19 protein-coding genes are annotated in these 14575 nt (G+C 67.6%); 9 read left to right on the top strand and 10 right to left on the bottom strand.

Going from position 1 to position 14575, the window contains the following annotated elements; translation table 11 throughout:
* Positions 1-21: 21 nt before the first annotated feature.
* Entirely contained in the window at positions 22-1194 is a 1173-nt protein-coding gene (locus HH310_RS04395; protein WP_169174073.1) for an acyl-CoA dehydrogenase family protein, read from the top strand.
* Positions 1191-2717 carry a long-chain fatty acid--CoA ligase gene (locus HH310_RS04390; RefSeq protein ID WP_169174072.1) on the top strand — a complete coding sequence of 509 codons (1527 nt, stop codon included), beginning with the start codon at positions 1191-1193 and terminating at the stop codon, positions 2715-2717. Before HH310_RS04395 ends, HH310_RS04390 begins: the two co-directional genes overlap by 4 nt.
* Here HH310_RS04390 and HH310_RS04385 read toward each other — a convergent pair.
* A complete protein-coding gene (locus HH310_RS04385) occupies positions 2709-3128 on the bottom strand; it encodes a (deoxy)nucleoside triphosphate pyrophosphohydrolase (RefSeq protein WP_211191713.1) in 420 nt (139 codons plus the stop codon). The two genes, HH310_RS04390 and HH310_RS04385, sit on opposite strands and share 9 nt — an antisense overlap.
* Positions 3129-3310: 182 nt before the next feature.
* On the opposite strand from HH310_RS04385, the gene HH310_RS04380 reads away from it, so the two are divergent.
* Together HH310_RS04380 and HH310_RS04375 are read left to right on the top strand one after the other, a co-directional pair.
* Entirely contained in the window at positions 3311-3622 is a 312-nt protein-coding gene (locus HH310_RS04380; RefSeq protein ID WP_169174070.1) for a 4a-hydroxytetrahydrobiopterin dehydratase, read from the top strand.
* 23 nt (positions 3623-3645) lie between these two features.
* Complete coding sequence (locus tag HH310_RS04375) at positions 3646-4008, top strand: PH domain-containing protein (protein ID WP_169174069.1); 363 nt, start codon at positions 3646-3648, stop codon at positions 4006-4008.
* Here the strand turns inward: HH310_RS04375 and HH310_RS04370 are convergent.
* From HH310_RS04370 to HH310_RS04355, 4 genes are all read right to left on the bottom strand, one after another.
* Positions 3996-4727, bottom strand: a complete 732-nt coding sequence (locus HH310_RS04370) for a peptidase E (protein WP_169174068.1) — start codon at positions 4725-4727, stop codon at positions 3996-3998. The genes HH310_RS04375 and HH310_RS04370 overlap by 13 nt on opposite strands.
* Complete coding sequence (locus HH310_RS04365; protein ID WP_169174067.1) at positions 4724-5467, bottom strand: class I SAM-dependent methyltransferase; 744 nt, start codon at positions 5465-5467, stop codon at positions 4724-4726. The genes HH310_RS04370 and HH310_RS04365 overlap by 4 nt, the downstream gene beginning before the upstream one ends.
* Positions 5468-5515: 48 nt before the next feature.
* Positions 5516-6328, bottom strand: a complete 813-nt coding sequence (locus tag HH310_RS04360) for a G5 domain-containing protein (RefSeq protein ID WP_169174066.1) — start codon at positions 6326-6328, stop codon at positions 5516-5518.
* Positions 6329-6439: 111 nt separating this feature from the next.
* Positions 6440-7009 carry an NADPH-dependent FMN reductase gene (locus HH310_RS04355; RefSeq protein ID WP_169174065.1) on the bottom strand — a complete coding sequence of 190 codons (570 nt, stop codon included), beginning with the start codon at positions 7007-7009 and terminating at the stop codon, positions 6440-6442.
* A gap of 78 nt (positions 7010-7087) precedes the next feature.
* Here HH310_RS04355 and HH310_RS04350 point away from each other — a divergent pair, with 78 nt between their 5' ends.
* From HH310_RS04350 to HH310_RS04340, 3 genes are all read left to right on the top strand, one after another.
* Positions 7088-7558, top strand: coding sequence for a MarR family winged helix-turn-helix transcriptional regulator (locus tag HH310_RS04350; RefSeq protein ID WP_169174064.1), 471 nt, complete (start codon positions 7088-7090; stop codon positions 7556-7558).
* Between the two features lie 75 nt (positions 7559-7633).
* Complete coding sequence (locus tag HH310_RS04345; protein ID WP_169174063.1) at positions 7634-7978, top strand: helix-turn-helix transcriptional regulator; 345 nt, start codon at positions 7634-7636, stop codon at positions 7976-7978.
* Positions 7968-8459, top strand: coding sequence for an SRPBCC family protein (locus tag HH310_RS04340; RefSeq protein ID WP_169174062.1), 492 nt, complete (start codon positions 7968-7970; stop codon positions 8457-8459). Before HH310_RS04345 ends, HH310_RS04340 begins: the two co-directional genes overlap by 11 nt.
* Before the next feature lie 87 nt (positions 8460-8546).
* On the opposite strand, the gene HH310_RS04335 is transcribed toward HH310_RS04340, so the two are convergent.
* The 5 genes from HH310_RS04335 to HH310_RS04315 all read right to left on the bottom strand — a co-directional run bounded on the left by HH310_RS04335 (position 8547) and on the right by HH310_RS04315 (position 12472).
* Positions 8547-8972 (bottom strand): DUF1700 domain-containing protein, encoded by a 426-nt coding sequence (locus HH310_RS04335; RefSeq protein WP_169174061.1) that lies wholly within the window; start codon positions 8970-8972, stop codon positions 8547-8549.
* Complete coding sequence (locus HH310_RS04330; RefSeq protein ID WP_312033826.1) at positions 8972-9307, bottom strand: PadR family transcriptional regulator; 336 nt, start codon at positions 9305-9307, stop codon at positions 8972-8974. Before HH310_RS04330 ends, HH310_RS04335 begins: the two co-directional genes overlap by 1 nt.
* A 269-nt stretch (positions 9308-9576) precedes the next feature.
* Positions 9577-10224, bottom strand: a complete 648-nt coding sequence (locus HH310_RS04325; RefSeq protein WP_169174060.1) for a DUF433 domain-containing protein — start codon at positions 10222-10224, stop codon at positions 9577-9579.
* A gap of 163 nt (positions 10225-10387) precedes the next feature.
* A complete protein-coding gene (locus HH310_RS04320; protein ID WP_169174059.1) occupies positions 10388-10891 on the bottom strand; it encodes a methylated-DNA--[protein]-cysteine S-methyltransferase in 504 nt (167 codons plus the stop codon).
* 96 nt (positions 10892-10987) lie between these two features.
* A complete protein-coding gene (locus HH310_RS04315; protein WP_169174058.1) occupies positions 10988-12472 on the bottom strand; it encodes a DNA-3-methyladenine glycosylase 2 family protein in 1485 nt (494 codons plus the stop codon).
* A 110-nt stretch (positions 12473-12582) separates the two neighbouring features.
* Here HH310_RS04315 and HH310_RS04310 point away from each other — a divergent pair, with 110 nt between their 5' ends.
* The gene (locus tag HH310_RS04310) at positions 12583-13365 is read left to right on the top strand and encodes an alpha/beta fold hydrolase (protein ID WP_248293667.1); all 783 of its coding nucleotides are present in this window, start codon (positions 12583-12585) and stop codon (positions 13363-13365) included.
* A gap of 22 nt (positions 13366-13387) precedes the next feature.
* Positions 13388-14473: a redox-regulated ATPase YchF gene (gene ychF / locus HH310_RS04305; protein WP_169174056.1), complete on the top strand. Its 1086-nt coding sequence runs from the start codon at positions 13388-13390 to the stop codon at positions 14471-14473.
* Positions 14474-14575 lie beyond the last annotated feature (102 nt).

Genomic DNA, 14575 nt, shown 5'->3' with positions numbered 1-14575 from the left:
TTACGCCGCTAGTTTAAGCCCATGGACTTCTCGCTCACCGACGAGGAACGTGCGATTCGCGATACCGCCCGGCAATTCATCACTCGCGAGGTCATGCCGCTGGAGCAGGAGGCTCTGCTGCGCGAGCGCCGCCAGGAGCCCGGCCTGGAGCGCGGCGTTCTGCGCGAGCTTCAGCTCAAGGCCAAGAAATTCGGCTTCTGGGGTCTGTCCACCCCGGAGGAGTACGGCGGGATGAACCTGCCCGCCGTCCTGCAGTCGCTGATCTGGACCGAGGTGGGCCGCACCTTCATCCAGTTCCGGTTCGGCGGCGAGGCGGACAACATCCTGTACTACGCCAACGAGGAGCAGAAGAAGGAGTATCTGCTGCCCACCATCGAGGGCGAGCGGATCTCCTGCTTCGCGATCACCGAGCCGGGCGCCGGGTCGGACGCCGCGAACATCAAGCTGCGCGCCCGCCGCGACGGCGACGACTGGGTCCTCACCGGCGAGAAGACGTTCATCACCAACGGCAACGACGCCGACTTCGCGATGGTCGTCGCGGTCACCGACCCGGAGAAGGGTGTGCGCGGCGGCGGCACCACGGCGTTCCTGGTCGACCGGTCGATGGGCTGGCGCAGCGAGTTCATCCAGACGATGGGCGAGGGCGGTCCGGCCGCGCTCGTCTTCGACGACGTCCGGGTGCCGCACCGCAACGTGCTCGGCGAGATCGGCAAGGGCTTCCAGCTGGGCATGGAGTGGATCGGCAAGGGCCGATACATCATTCCGTCGACCGCGCTGGGCATCGCCGAGCGGGCCTTGGGCATGGCGGTCGAGTACGCGAACACGCGCGAGACGTTCGGCAAGAAGATCGGCGAGAACCAGGCGATCCAGTGGATGCTCGCGGACTCCGAGGTCGAGCTGGAGGCGGCGCGATGGCTGATCCTCAAGGCCGCCTGGACGGTTGACCAGGGCTGGGACCCGCGGCACGCGTCGTCGATGGCCAAGCTGTACGGGGCCGCGATGGTCAACGACGTGGTCGACCGGGTGATGCAGATCCACGGCGGGATGGGGTACACGCGGGAACTCCCCATCGAACGGTGGTACCGCCAGGTCCGACTGATGCGTATCTATGAAGGTACCGACGAGATGCAGCGGTTGATCATCTCGCGGGATTTGCTGCGGGGGTACACGAAGATCGGAGGGCATTTAGCATGACGATGTTGTCGCTGGCCACCGTCCTGGCCGAGGCGGCTCGAAAATTTCCCGACAAGATCGCCGTGATCGACACCGCGACCACCGAGCGGATCACCTACCGCGACTTATGGACGCAGACCCTGTCCTACGCGGCCGGCCTGCGTGAACTGGGCATCGGCCGCGGCGACACGGTGGCCATCCAGATCCCCAACCTCGCGGACTTCCCCCGCGTCTACTACGCCGCGCTGGCGGTCGGCGCCACCATCGTGCCGATGCACCTGCTGCTCACCCCGGAGGAGAACGCCTACATCCTGCGGGACAGCCAGGCGAAACTGCTGGTCGCGCATGCCAGCCAGCTCGCCGCGGCCACCGCCGCCGGAAAGCTCGCGGACGTCGACGTGGTCTCGGTCGGGCCGGACGCGGGCGTGCGCCGGCTCGAGGACGCCGCTGCGGGTGTCGCGCCGCTACGGACGTACGAAAGCACTGAGGCCGAGGACGTCGCGGTGGTGTTCTACACCAGCGGGACCACCGGCAAGCCGAAGGGCGCTCTGCTCACCCACCTCAACCTGGTGATGAACACGGTGGTGAACGTCTTCGACGTGCACGAGCTGTTCGACGACGACGTGGTGATGGGCTGCCTGCCGCTGTTCCACACGTTCGGCCAGACGGTCGGCATGAACGGCACGTTCCGGCTGGGCGGCACCATCGTCTTGCAGGCCCGATTCACCGGCGAGGCCGCGATCGACATCATGGTCCGGGAGAAGGTGACGATCTTCCACGGCGTCCCGACCATGTACATCGGATTGCTGGAGGCCGCTTCGAAGGCGGATCGCCTCCCCGACCTGCGGCTGTGCATCTCCGGCGGCGCCGCGCTGCCGGTCGCCGTGCTGGAGAAGTTCCGCGAGGTCTTCCACGCCACGGTCTACGAGGGGTACGGCCTGTCCGAGACCTCGCCGACCGCGACCACCAACCAGCCCGCGTTCGGCACCCGGGCCGGCACCATCGGGCACCCGATCTGGGGCGTCGACGTGGAGATCGCGCGCCCGGAGATCGACGACCGGATCGAGCTGATGGACGACGGCGAGCTCGGCGAGATCGTGATCCGCGGGCACAACGTCTTCGCCGGATATCTGAACAACGACGAGGCGACGTCGCTCGCGCTGGTCGACGGGTGGTTCCGCACCGGCGACCTGGGCACCCGCGACGCGGCGGGATTCATCACCATCGTCGACCGCAAGAAGGACCTGGTCATCCGGGGTGGCTTCAACGTCTACCCGCGTGAGGTCGAGGAGGCGCTGGCGCGGCATCCGGCCGTGCTGCAGGTCGCGGTGATCGGCATCCCGGACGCGGTGCACGGCGAGGAGATCTGCGCGGTCATCGTGCCGGACCCGGGCGGCATCACGGCCGACGAGCTCATCGAATGGTCGAAGGAGAAGCTCGGCCGGCACAAGTACCCGCGCCAGGTGCGTTTCGTGGAGTCGCTGCCGCTGGGGCCCAGCCACAAGGTGCTCAAACGCGAGCTGCGCAAGACCTATTCACAGTAGGGCGGGCAGTTCGGCGACGATCGGTTTGTCCGCGGGCAGCCACGGGACGCTGTCCAGCTCGTCCGCGGACAACCAGCGCATGGCCGAATGCTCCAGCGCCTGCGGGACGTCACCCTCCAGCAGCCGTACGGCGTACACGCGCAACACCGCGCGACCGTGCGCCAACGGAACGTCCGGTCCGACCCGCTCGCCGACCGCGACCCGGACGCCGAGCTCCTCGAAGCACTCACGGGCCAGCGCCTGCTGATCGGTCTCGCCCGCCTCGACCTTGCCGCCGGGAAACTCCCAGCGGCCGGCCACCTCGGGCGGTGACGCCCGTTCGCACGCGAGCACACGACCGTCTGTGATGATGACCGCAGCCACGATCACCTTGCGTGACTGAACGGTTTTAACTTGTTGCTCCCCCGCCATGGGATGAGAGCTTTCCACAAAATCTTGCCGTTCAGGTTGCCCGAGGCGTCCCGATCGTCACGCAAACACGTATATGTGGGCGTGGACATGATTGCGACTGAAGGCAAGACTGTGGGCACCGACCATGACGACACGGCGACAGTTTGGCCACAAGCCGGCAACGACGCCTGGAGGGTGCGGAGATGCGGGCCAGAAGAAGGCGGGTAGACCGCTCCGACTACCTGTCCGACGCGTTAGCGCTGTTGAGCGGGTGGACGCAGGACGGTGTCCAGTTGAAGCGCGAACTCGCGTGCGACGAGAGTCAGCATGCCGCATTGACCGAGCGGATCAAGGTGGCGGCGGACACACTTCACATTCGCCCGCTTATCCGGCGCCAGGACGGTCACACTCAGATCCTGCTAGGCGATCGTGACGCCGAGGCGATCACGGACGGTGAGGTAACGCTTGCCGCACGCATCGAGGACTTCTACCGGACGGTGACCGCCGCGCAATAGCGGACGATCGCTACGCTCTGGCCATGGCTGACGCTATCTACGACAACAAGGGCCAGTTCGAGCAGGTCCAGAGCGGCTTACTGGACGGCGAGGAGATCATCGCCGTCTACGACGCGATCGGTGCCGGCACCGGCTTCATCGGGCTGACCAACCGGCGCATCATCATTCAGGACAAGTCCTTCGTCGGGAAGCGCATCGCGATCACGAGCATCCCGTACTCGAAGGTCAGCAGCGTCAGCGTGGTCAGCAACAAGAGCTGGGCCGGCCAGTTCTTCTCCAGCGGCACCATCGCCATCATGGTGGGCCAGCACAGCTACGAGGTCGAGTTCCGCGGTACCGAGAAGACCCACCACGTGCACAACGTGATCCTGCACTACGCCGGCTGAAGGAGCCTGGTGGGCAGCGGTGTCTCGCGTACCGAGCCGTCCGCTGCCCTTTTCAGCTCGTAACCCCGGGGTCCGGCCCGGTCCGCGACGACTTCCGCGAGGGTCGTGCCCCGATACACCAGCCCGGCGCCGTCGTCGGTCGCGTATCCGTCGCCCAGCGTGCCGTCGCCGATGAACTCGTGCATCTTGGGCCGCCGCAGCTCTTCGCCGTCGTAGTGCACGCCGTTGCTGTAGGGCAGCCAGCCCAGCCCGTCGGTGAAGGCGCGCAGGTCCGATCCGAAGCTGTCGGTGCTGCCGCCCTGATGCCAGCAGATCGAGCCGGCCGAGACGCCGCCGAGCACCACACCCGACTGCCACGCCTCGTGCAGGATCTCGTCGAGCCCGTGCACCCGCCAGACGGCGACCAGGTTGGCCACGCTCCCGCCGTCGACCCAGATGATGTCCTGGCTGAGCAGGTGGCCACGGACGTCGGCGTGGTTCGGCATCGGGAACAGCTGCAGGTGCGTCGCGCTGAACTCGGTCCCGGCGAACCCCGCATAGTGCAGCGCGATCCGCTCGGCCTGGTCACCCATGGCCTGGGTCAGAAAACAGATCTTCGGCGTACGCGTCCCGGCCAGTTCCGCAGCGAACCGATGGATCTTGCCGGGTCGCCGGTCGCCGTCGGGTCCGCGCTCGAAACCCGCGCTGGTGGCCAGAATCGTGGGAGCTTCAGCAGTCACCGGGCGTTCCTCCGAGCCTCGATCAACACCCGACGAGCGTACGAGACGAACTTGCCTTTGTCGTTGATCTCGTGGTGCACCGCACGCAGCCGATCGCGATACTTCCCGATCTCGAAGCCGGGCACCGTCCACACCACCTTGCGCAGGAAATGCGCGACCGCGCCGACGTCGTAGAACTCGGCGCGCAGGCTCTCCGAACGCACCTCGAGAACCTCCAGACCGGCGGCCTCGGCGGCTTCGCCCGGATGCTGCCGCTCGGGCGCCGGCAGCGGGCCCATCATCGCCTCGGCCAGCTCGCGATTGGTGCCCGCGCCGATCTGCTGGGACAGGAAGACGCCGCCCGGCCGCAGCACCCGGGCGATCTCCGGCCACGGCGTGTCCACCGGATGCCGGCTCGTGACCAGGTCGAACGTGCCGTCGCGGAACGGGATCCGGTCCGAGTGGATCACGCGGCCGCCGAACGGGGCCAGGGTGCGTGCGGCGACCCCGACATTCGGTGGCCAGGCCTCCACCGCCACCAGCATCGAGGGGCGTGCGGTTCCCAGCGCGTACGCCATCACCTCGCCCCCGCCGGTCTGCACGTCCAGGGCGGCAGTGGCCCTGGTCAGCCGATCGGCGACCCGGTCGGCGTAGCCCCAGGACGGCCGTTCCTCGGTGGCGCGCCCGGCGAACCAGGAGAAATCCCAGCCCTCGAGCGGCACGGCTTCGGCCTCGGCAAGCAGCGCATCGAAATCATTCACTCCGGCATTGTGCTGCCGATCTTGCCGCGGCTCAGCCCCTTTTTGCGCTCAGCAGGTCACGCCGGACATGCCGTCCAGGGTTTCCGGGTTGAGGAGTTCGACGTCGCGGTCCAGCACCACGACCGAACCGCCCAGTTGCAGGGCGCTCTCGTCCCGCGCGTTCCGCTCGCAGATCTTGCGGCCGAACGGCATGCAGACCCGGAATTCGCATCGCCGGTCGTGGTTCATGTCGCCGCCCCGGCGCGCCGACCCGTACGCGACGACGCGATGTTGCGGCTCGCGGGTGACCGTCGTGTCGAGCAGCTTCCGGTCGACCTGCTTGCCGTCGACGAGGGTGACCAGATACCGCAGCGTCTGCACCCCCGGTACGCCCTGGGTCTGCACCTGCTTCGTGCCGCGCGGCAGCGAAGGGTCGCGCACCAGGCGAGTCCGGAACGGGATCTCGTTCGTCTCCACGTCGGTGCGGGTCGTGGTGACCGGAGCCTTTGGTGCGGGGGCCTTCTTCGTCGCTGCCGAGTCCGAATTCGTCAGGCTCGAGGCCGCGACCGGCGATCGTGGATCTCGGGTGCTGGTGCGGTCGGCCTTCTCGTTCGCGGCCGTGCGCCGCACCTCGTCGTCGCTGGTCCGAGGCGCCATCACGGGTGGCGGCGCGGCCGGTGCCGGACCCCCGGCGGCCTCCCGGGGCGCGGCCTGGGCCGGTTGCCCGACGGCGGTGACGATCTGCGGCGGTGTGTCCTTGTGGTCCGTGGTGAGCGCGGCGATACCGGCCGCCCCACCGCCGATCGCGATCAGCAGCGCACTGGTGCCGGTCGCCATCCGTACGCCGAACGGCAGCCGGGCCCACCAAGACTTTCGTGGCATTTCGAGCAGTTGCTGCCAAGAGTCACTAGTTGTCTGGTTTTGCACCAGAGCATTGTGCAGCACGAGGCCCGGGATTCCACGATCCCGGGCCTCGTGGCTCTGGTTTTTGCGTTATGCCAGGACCGGCTCGCGCAGGTGCGACAGCGCGTCGCTCCACAGCACGACCTGGTCCAGCACGGTGTTGAGGGTCTGCTCGTGCCGCTCGGTCGGCTGGAAGACGCTGTAGTTCTCGAAGTCGGAGCCGAGGTACAGCGCGAGCTGCGTCCGGACGTCCGCCATCATCAGCTCACCGGCCATGAGGCGCAGGTGCTCGACCGCGCGGGTGCCACCGTGACCGCCGTAGCTCACGAAGCCGAGCGCCTTGTTGTTCCACTCCTTGAAGAGGAAGTCGATGGCGTTCTTCAGGGCACCCGAGGTGGAGTGGTTGTACTCCGGGGTGACGAAGACGAAGCCGTCGAACTCGGCGACCTTGTCGGCCCACGCGAACGTGTGGTCCTGGCTGTACTGGTTGGCCGCCGGCGGGACGACCTCGTCGAGGTGCGGCAGCTTGTAGTCGAGGAGATCCACTAACTCGTACTCGGCGTCGGTGCGCTTCGAGGCGACGTCGTAGACCCACTTCGCGACCTGCTCGCCGTTACGGCCCGGCCGGGTGCTGCCAAGGATGATGCCGATCTTGGTCATGGGGAACCTTCCTGGCTTGATCATGTTACTTGCTTCGTCAAGCAAATGTTGCGTGGGCAAGGATATAGAATCGATGTCATGTCGGCCACAGCAGCCCTTCCTGCCGGGCTCACGCCTCTTTCCACCGAGGAAGAGGCCCTGATGCGTGCGTTCGGCCGGATGATGCAGGTGCTACCGAAAGCCCTGAATGCCGACCTCGAGCGCGATCAGCGGATGTCCGCTAGCGAATACACCGCATTGCGCCACCTGTCCGAGTCGAGTTCCGGGATGCTCCGCATGAGCGAGCTCGCCCAGGCCTGCGACATGTCACTCAGCGGCATGACCCGCCTCACCGCCAAGCTCGAATCTCTCGGGTACGTCACGCGTATCAAGTGCCAGGACGACGCGCGCGGGTGGAACGCCGTCCTGACCGACGCCGGCCTCGCCCGCCTCGAGCAGGCCTGGCCGGCACATCTGGCGAGTGTCCGCCGCCGCATCTTCGACCACCTCGAGGGAATCGACCTGGCGAAGCTCGCGGCCGCACTCGACAGCATGGCCAACCAGCCCTAACTGCTTCAACTTTGAAAGTATTCCGCTCCCCGTTGCCCGGCTTGACGTATTCCCTTATGGGTATACGATGGTCGCATGGCACGAGCAGCGACGACGACGGACGCGTTCAACGCGGTGGCCGAGCCCCGGCGGCGGCAGATCCTCGATCTGCTGGCGCAGCGCGAACGCCCGGTCAACGAGTTGGTCGACCTGCTCGGTCTCGCCCAGCCCCAGGTCTCCAAGCACCTGCGCGTCCTGCGCGAGGTCGACCTGGTGCACGTTCGCGACGCGGGGAGGCAACGGATGTACCGGCTGAACCCCGAACCGCTGCGATCGATCCACGACTGGCTCGGCAAGTACGAGCGGATGTGGAACGAGCGGTTCGACGCGATGGACACCGTTCTGGAAGAGCTCAAGGAGGAGGAAGATCATGACGACTAGTTCCGGCTCCGCCGTTGTCACGCTGCCGGCCGACACCCAGATCCTGGTCACCCGCGAGTTCGACGCACCACGGCGGCTGGTCTGGCGCGCCTACACCGAGCCCGAGCTGATCAAGCGCTGGTGGGCGGGCCTGCGCGGCAACGTCACGAGCGTCGAGGTCGACCTGCGGGTGGGCGGCCGCTGGCGCTACGTGATGCAGGCCAACGGCGGCTTCGAGGTGGCCTTCCACGGGGAGTACCGCGAGATCGCGGCGCCCGAGCGCCTGGTCAACACCGAGGCGTACGAGGGAATCCCGGAGCCGGACGCCAACGCCGCGCTGGTCACGATGACGCTCGTGGAGAAGGAGGAGCGCACCTTCATGGAGGTCCTGATCGAGACCAGGGACAAGGACGGTCGCGACGCCATCATCAACTCCGGCATGGAAAGCGGCATGCAGGAGTCCTACGACGCATTGGAGCAGGTGGCCGCCACCCTGAAATAAACGCGTTTCGGGGGAGAGCGCCGCGCGCCCGTGCGCGGCGCTCTTCGCGTCATCCACAAGCGACGCCGTCCGAATCCACCCGGCGGATCAGCCGGGCGTGGCCGGAGCCTGCGCGGGCATCTCCGTCGAGGACGCGCTCGCGAAGAAGAGCACCCCCGCGCAGAGAGCCAGCAGCACGACGGCCACCCCGATCGCGATGATCACGGGCAGGTGCGATCTCGGCTTGGCGTCGGTGGGCGCGTGCGGCACGGGCGGGTAGGTCGTCGAGGCGTACCGGGAAGGCTCCGCGTCCTCCGCGGCTGCCCGCGCGATCACCGACGGCTCGCCCAAGCGGTCGAGGATCTCGCGCACCTGCGCCTCGGTCTCCACCGTCAGCTCGGAGCGGCCGCTGTCGATGTGCTCCTGGAGGTCGCGGAGCAGCTCGTCGCGCTGCTCGGCCGGCAGCCCCGCGGTGGCCCGGGAGACCCGCGACAGATAGTCGGCGACCAGGACGTCGTTGTGCTCGGTCATCATCACTGCTCCGTTCCCAAGATGCGGTCGACCCCGGCGCGGAAAGCCGTCCACTGTGCCCGGAACTGCTCAAGCGCCAGCTCACCGTCGGACGTCAACGTGTAATAGCGCCGCGGCGGCCCACTCGGCGACTCGCGCCAGCTCGTCCCGATGCGCCCGGCCCGGCGGAGGCGGGAGAGCAGCGGATACATCGCGCCCTCGCTGGTGGTGAGGCCAAGCTCGGAGCTGACCCGGCGCACCAGCTCCACCGAATACATCTCTTCCTTGGCCAGCAGGCCGAGCACGCAGTACTCCAGGGTGCCCCGGAGCAGCGCGGTCGTCGACGACTCTTCACTCACCCACGCATGGTACCTTGCACCGCAAGGGAATGATCACCCGATTCGCTTCCGCTTCGGCGGGCCGAACTCGTGAACGACGAAGAAGCCGACGCGGCGATCACGCGCGTGCTGATGTATCACGTTCCGATGCGAGTCGAATCGGCTGGCCTTGGCTGCCGCGGACAGGTTGGCGCTGTCGAGGCAGTGCACGCACCCTCCGTGGTGCTCGAGAAGCTGGCGAACAGCAGGCTGCGTGCAGATTCGCTCGTCCTGCGTCAGGAGCGACCAACTCAGGCGGCGACGCGGATAAGGGCTTCGACTTGCTCAATGCTCAGTCCGTATTCGCCGGCAACCGTTTCCGGACTCTCGCCGCCCCGCCACATGCCGAGCACCGCGTCCACCGTTACCTTCGCCTGTTCCACAATGGGTGCTCCCCACGCGAAACGTGGATCAATGACCACTCGAGCGACGGCGGGATCGTAGCGCCGCAGCACGAGGCGTTGGGCGAATCCGTCACTGTCCCAGCTCACGTATTTCAGGTAGTCCTCGACGACGCCACGGATCGGGATCTGCCGATCCTGTGCGCGGGCGAGCTCGTCACTGTCCAGGTAATGGATAAACACATCGATGCCGTCGGTAGCAATCCGACGCGTGGCCAGTCCATACTCGGTGCCGAACTCGGCACGCACTTCGGCCGCCGCCTCGGCAATCGCGCGCGGAGACAACTCCAGGTCGCGGAGCGCTCGTAGCACGTACGCCTCGACGAGTGCGATGAACGGCACCGACGGCCGGCCCCGTTTCGGTGGCCCCACGCTGTGCACGAGTGCCGGTCGGCCGTCCTCCGGGCGGAGCCAACGCCTCATCGTCCGCTCAGGGATCTGCAGGTGGGTGGCCGCCTCATACGGCGTAAGCAGCGGAACAGTGAACTTGTTGACCATGTCCCCTCCTTGCCGCCACGAACCTCGATCGAACTCTTAGCAGACTAACCAATCACGAAACGTCGCGGGCCGTACCGCTGACGTTGATCAGCCGATGGCGTAACCGGCGCCGCCGCGCACGCAGGGTTCGATCTCGCCGCCGGGTTGCTCGGACCACGAACGGTCAGGCGCCGGCGCCGGCCTCGAAGTCGAGCAGCCAGCGTTTGACCGGCAAGCCCCAGCGGTAGCCGCCCAGCGAACCGTCCAAACGCAACACTCGGTGGCACGGGGTGAAGAACGCGACCGGGTTGCGGGCGCATGCCGCGGCTGCTGCTCGGATCGCTGCGGGGCGGCCGGCCAAGCGGGCGAACTCTGAATATGTCACGGGGGCGCCGGGCTTGATGTCGCGCATCACCTGCCACGCGTGGGCCATGAACTCGCCGCCGGTCTTCTGCTCGACCTCGACGGTGTCGATTGCGGACTTGTCGCCGTCGAAATAGGCGGTGATGGTCTCGGCGATCGTGCCGCCGTCGTCCACCTCCCGTGCCTCGCCGGAAAGGTCGGGATGGATCAGCGGCAGCAACTCGTCGACCTCGGTGGTGAAACCGGCGGCGCGCACGGCGTCCGCGGAGCTCGTCACGAAGGTGAACGGGCCGGCGGGGGTGTCCATCGTGTGGTACTTCAGCATTTCGTCCTCCAGGGGTTCAGGTACACAGATTGGCCTCTTGGCGCCGCTCGCGGGAAAGTTTCTGCCAGCCTGTGGATAACTCGGGATACGCGCAGGTCAGGACGCTCGCCATAAGCGGATCAGCGCGTACGAGCGCCACGGCCGCCAGCGTTCCGCGTGGGTTTCCAGGGCCGCCGGCGTGGACGGGAGACCCACGGCTGCGGCGCCACGGCGTACGGCTAGATCGGTCGGAAGGAAAACGTCGGGGTCACCGATCGCGCGCATGGCCACGTAACCGGCGGTCCAGGCTCCGATGCCGGGCACCTCGCGCAGGCGAGCGACCGTTTCCTCCCGATCCGCGCCGGGTTCCAGGTCGATCTTGCCGTCGGCTACCAAGGAGGCCAGCGCCCGGATTGTCTCGCGGCGGGCGGCCGGCATCCCGAACGCCTTGTCGGGCAGGTCCGCGACAACGGCGGCCGAGGGGAACGGCACGAGCCCTGCCGTCTCCGACGCGGAAGAGGACGCCGCGGAGCCAGATGCGGCCACACCCGACGACGACTGCAACCCCGACGAACCGGCCGCCCGCACAAGACGCCCCAACGTCGTCCGCGCCCCCGCGACGCTCACCTGCTGCCCCACGATCGCCCGCACGGCCATCTCGAACCCGTCGACCGCCCGCGGCACCCGCACCCCGGGCTCCGCCGCAACCATCGCGGCCAGCGCCGGATCCTCCCCGAGCGTCGCATCCACCGCGTCCGGATCCGCGTCGAGATCCATCAGCCGCCGGCATCGCGCCACCGCCGGCGCCAGGTCACGCACGTCCTCCAGCCGCAACGTCGCCGAAACCCAGCGCGCCGTCGGCTTCAGAACCACCGTCGCGCTTCCGTGCGGCAGCAAAAGCCCTCTCCCGTACGCCTCCCCGTCGCGCTCCTCAACCCCGGGCAGGGCGCGCATCTCGAGAAAGTCGAGCAGCGCCGGAATGTGCAACGGCGACCGATAAGCGAGCCGCAGATTGATCACGCCCGCCTCGGCGCGCACCGAGGGCCGCCGCTCGCGCAGCCCGCTCGGGGATTGGGCGTACACCTCCTGGATCGTGTCGTTGAACTGCCGCACGCTGCCGAAACCCGCCGCGAAGGCGATCTCCGCGAGCCCGAGATCGGTGGTCTCGATGAGGATCCGGGCGGTTTGTGCCCGCTGCGCCCGGGCCAGTGCCAGCGGTCCGGCGCCGAGTTCCGCGGTGAGCAGGCGGTTGAGGTGCCTCTCGGTGTAGCCGAGCCGGGATGCCAGCCCCGGTACGCCGTCGCGATCCACCACGCCGTCGCCGATCAACCGCATCGCGCGGCCCACCAGGTCGGCGCGCACGTCCCACTCGGGTGAGCCGGGCACCGCGTCCGGCCGGCAGCGCTTGCAGGCGCGGAAGCCGGCTCGTTGCGCCGCGGCGCCGCTCGGGAAGAACGTGACGTTCTCCCGCTTCGGCGTCATCGCGGGGCAGGACGGCCGGCAGTAGATGCCGGTGCTCTTGACGGCGGTGAAGAACCAGCCGTCGAAGCGCTGGTCCCGGCTGTCCACGGCTCGGTAGCACCGTTCGAAGTCCAGTTCCATGTCTAGAAGTCTGCGCCCCGGAAGGGCTCGAATGCTGGCGGGATTCGGACATGAGCATGGGATGTCAACTTTGGTTGACGACAGCTAGCGTGTCAACTATGGTTGACGACATGAGGACACAACCGCGAACGAACATTCGTTTTAGGACGTACGGCGACGGCGGGCCCAAGCTGGTACTGCTGCACGGCGGGCTGCAGACCTCGGGCAACTTCACCAAGCTGGCGGCGGAGCTGGCCACGACGTTCACGGTCTATGTGCCGGATCGGCGCGGGCGCGGGCTCAGCGGCCCGGCCGGCGACGACCACGGGCTGGACAGCGAGATCGACGACCTCGGGGCGGTGCTCGACGAGACGGGGGCGGGCAACGTCTTCGGGCTCAGCTCCGGCGCGGTGATCGCGCTCAACGCGGCCCTTGAGCTCCCCCGGATCGAGCGGCTGGCACTCTACGAACCCCCGCTGCGCTACGGTGCGGACGATCCCGTCGCGTGGCGGCCCCGATACGAGAAAGAGCTGGCCGCGGGGCGTACGGCGGCGGCATTTGTGACGGCCGCGAAGGGCACGGGCAATTTCCGGTACGCCCCGAGGGCCGTCCTGACTCCACTGGCGCGACTTCTGCCCAGTTCGATCACCACCCTGGTGCCGACGATGCGCCAGGACGCGACGGTGGTGGAGCAGGCCACCGGCCCACTGGACCGGTACGCGGCGATCACCGCCGAGACACTGTTGCTCGGTGGGGAGCGCTCACCGGCGTACCTCAAACGGGTGTTGAACGGTCTGGAACCGGTCCTGCCGCGAGTGCGACGCGTGACCTTGAGCGGCGTGGGCCATCTCGCGGCCGACAACAGCGGCAAGCCTTCGCTGGTCGCGGCGGAACTGCGGAAGTTCCTCCGGTGAGGCCTGCGTAGACTTGCACTCCGTGAGCCTCACCATCGGAATCGTCGGCCTGCCCAACGTCGGCAAGAGCACCCTGTTCAATGCCCTGACCAAGAACGACGTGCTCGCCGCGAACTACCCGTTCGCGACCATCGAGCCGAACGTCGGGGTCGTCGGGCTGCCGGACGACCGGTTGGAGAAGCTCGCCGAGCTGTACCAGAGCGAGAAGGTCGTGCCCGCGCCGGTGAGTTTCGTCGACATCGCGGGCCTGGTGCGCGGCGCGTCGAAGGGGCAGGGCCGAGGCAACGCGTTCCTCGCGAACATCCGCGACGCGTCGGCGATCTGCCAGGTGGTGCGCGCCTTCTCCGACCCGAACGTGCTGCACGTCGACGGCAAGATCTCCCCCGCCGACGACATCGAGACGATCAACACCGAGCTCATCCTGGCCGACCTGCAGACCGTCGAGAAGGCGCTCCCCCGCCTGCAGAAGGAGGCGAAGCTCCGCAAGGAGAAGGCTTCGGCCGCGGCCGCCGCCGAGGCAGCGTTCAAGCTGCTCAACGATGGAGTGACGCTGTATCAAGGCGCCGCCGGGGCGGGCATCGACGTCGAACTGCTGGACGAGTTGCACCTGCTGACCACAAAGCCTTTCCTGTACGTGTTCAACGTCGACGAGGCCGAGCTGGGTAACGCTGAGTTCCTCGATTCGCTCCGCGCGTTGGTGGCACCGGCCGAGGCGGTGTTCATGGACGCGAAGATCGAGTCCGAGCTGATCGACCTGGACCCGGAGGAAGCGCAGGAACTGCTGGAGTCGACCGGCCAGACCGAGCCGGGCCTGAACCAGCTGATCCGCGTCGGCTTCGACACCCTGGGATTGCAGACCTACCTGACGGCGGGCCCGAAGGAGGCACGCGCGTGGGTGATCTCCCGCGGCGCGACGGCCCCCGAGGCGGCCGGCGTGATCCACAGTGACTTCCAGCGGGGCTTCATCAAGGCCGAGATCGTGAGCTACGACGACTTGATGGGGGCGGGCTCGATGACGGCGGCGAAGGCGGCCGGCAAGGTCCGCATGGAGGGCAAGGACTACGTCATGAAGGACGGCGACGTGGTCGAATTCAGATTTAATGTCTGATTCCGGTCCAACGTCTGCAGGTTAACTCTCGTCGATTTAGCCAACCGGCCGCAGCACTCGATGCATGGGATGGACCCGCTGAACGTCGCTGGTGACAAGGTG

It is taken from the genome of Actinoplanes sp. TBRC 11911 (genome assembly GCF_012933445.1).
Taxonomy (GTDB): Bacteria; Actinomycetota; Actinomycetes; order Mycobacteriales; family Micromonosporaceae; genus Actinoplanes.
Note: the sequence above shows the minus strand (reverse complement) of the source record. Positions and strands in the feature narration are given on the sequence as shown.

Coding starts and splice junctions, on each gene's coding strand:
- HH310_RS04350 (WP_169174064.1), top strand. CDS start 7,088: ATGTCGGCCACAGCAGCCCTTCCTGCCGGGCTCACGCCTCTTTCCACC.
- HH310_RS04320 (WP_169174059.1), bottom strand. CDS start 10,891: ATGCTGAAGTACCACACGATGGACACCCCCGCCGGCCCGTTCACCTTC.
- HH310_RS04355 (WP_169174065.1), bottom strand. CDS start 7,009: ATGACCAAGATCGGCATCATCCTTGGCAGCACCCGGCCGGGCCGTAAC.
- HH310_RS04345 (WP_169174063.1), top strand. CDS start 7,634: ATGGCACGAGCAGCGACGACGACGGACGCGTTCAACGCGGTGGCCGAG.
- HH310_RS04335 (WP_169174061.1), bottom strand. CDS start 8,972: ATGATGACCGAGCACAACGACGTCCTGGTCGCCGACTATCTGTCGCGG.
- HH310_RS04380 (WP_169174070.1), top strand. CDS start 3,311: ATGCGGGCCAGAAGAAGGCGGGTAGACCGCTCCGACTACCTGTCCGAC.
- HH310_RS04360 (WP_169174066.1), bottom strand. CDS start 6,328: ATGCCACGAAAGTCTTGGTGGGCCCGGCTGCCGTTCGGCGTACGGATG.
- HH310_RS04395 (WP_169174073.1), top strand. CDS start 22: ATGGACTTCTCGCTCACCGACGAGGAACGTGCGATTCGCGATACCGCC.
- HH310_RS04325 (WP_169174060.1), bottom strand. CDS start 10,224: ATGGTCAACAAGTTCACTGTTCCGCTGCTTACGCCGTATGAGGCGGCC.
- HH310_RS04340 (WP_169174062.1), top strand. CDS start 7,968: ATGACGACTAGTTCCGGCTCCGCCGTTGTCACGCTGCCGGCCGACACC.
- HH310_RS04385 (WP_211191713.1), bottom strand. CDS start 3,128: ATGGCGGGGGAGCAACAAGTTAAAACCGTTCAGTCACGCAAGGTGATC.
- HH310_RS04310 (WP_248293667.1), top strand. CDS start 12,583: ATGAGGACACAACCGCGAACGAACATTCGTTTTAGGACGTACGGCGAC.
- HH310_RS04315 (WP_169174058.1), bottom strand. CDS start 12,472: ATGGAACTGGACTTCGAACGGTGCTACCGAGCCGTGGACAGCCGGGAC.
- HH310_RS04390 (WP_169174072.1), top strand. CDS start 1,191: ATGACGATGTTGTCGCTGGCCACCGTCCTGGCCGAGGCGGCTCGAAAA.
- HH310_RS04375 (WP_169174069.1), top strand. CDS start 3,646: ATGGCTGACGCTATCTACGACAACAAGGGCCAGTTCGAGCAGGTCCAG.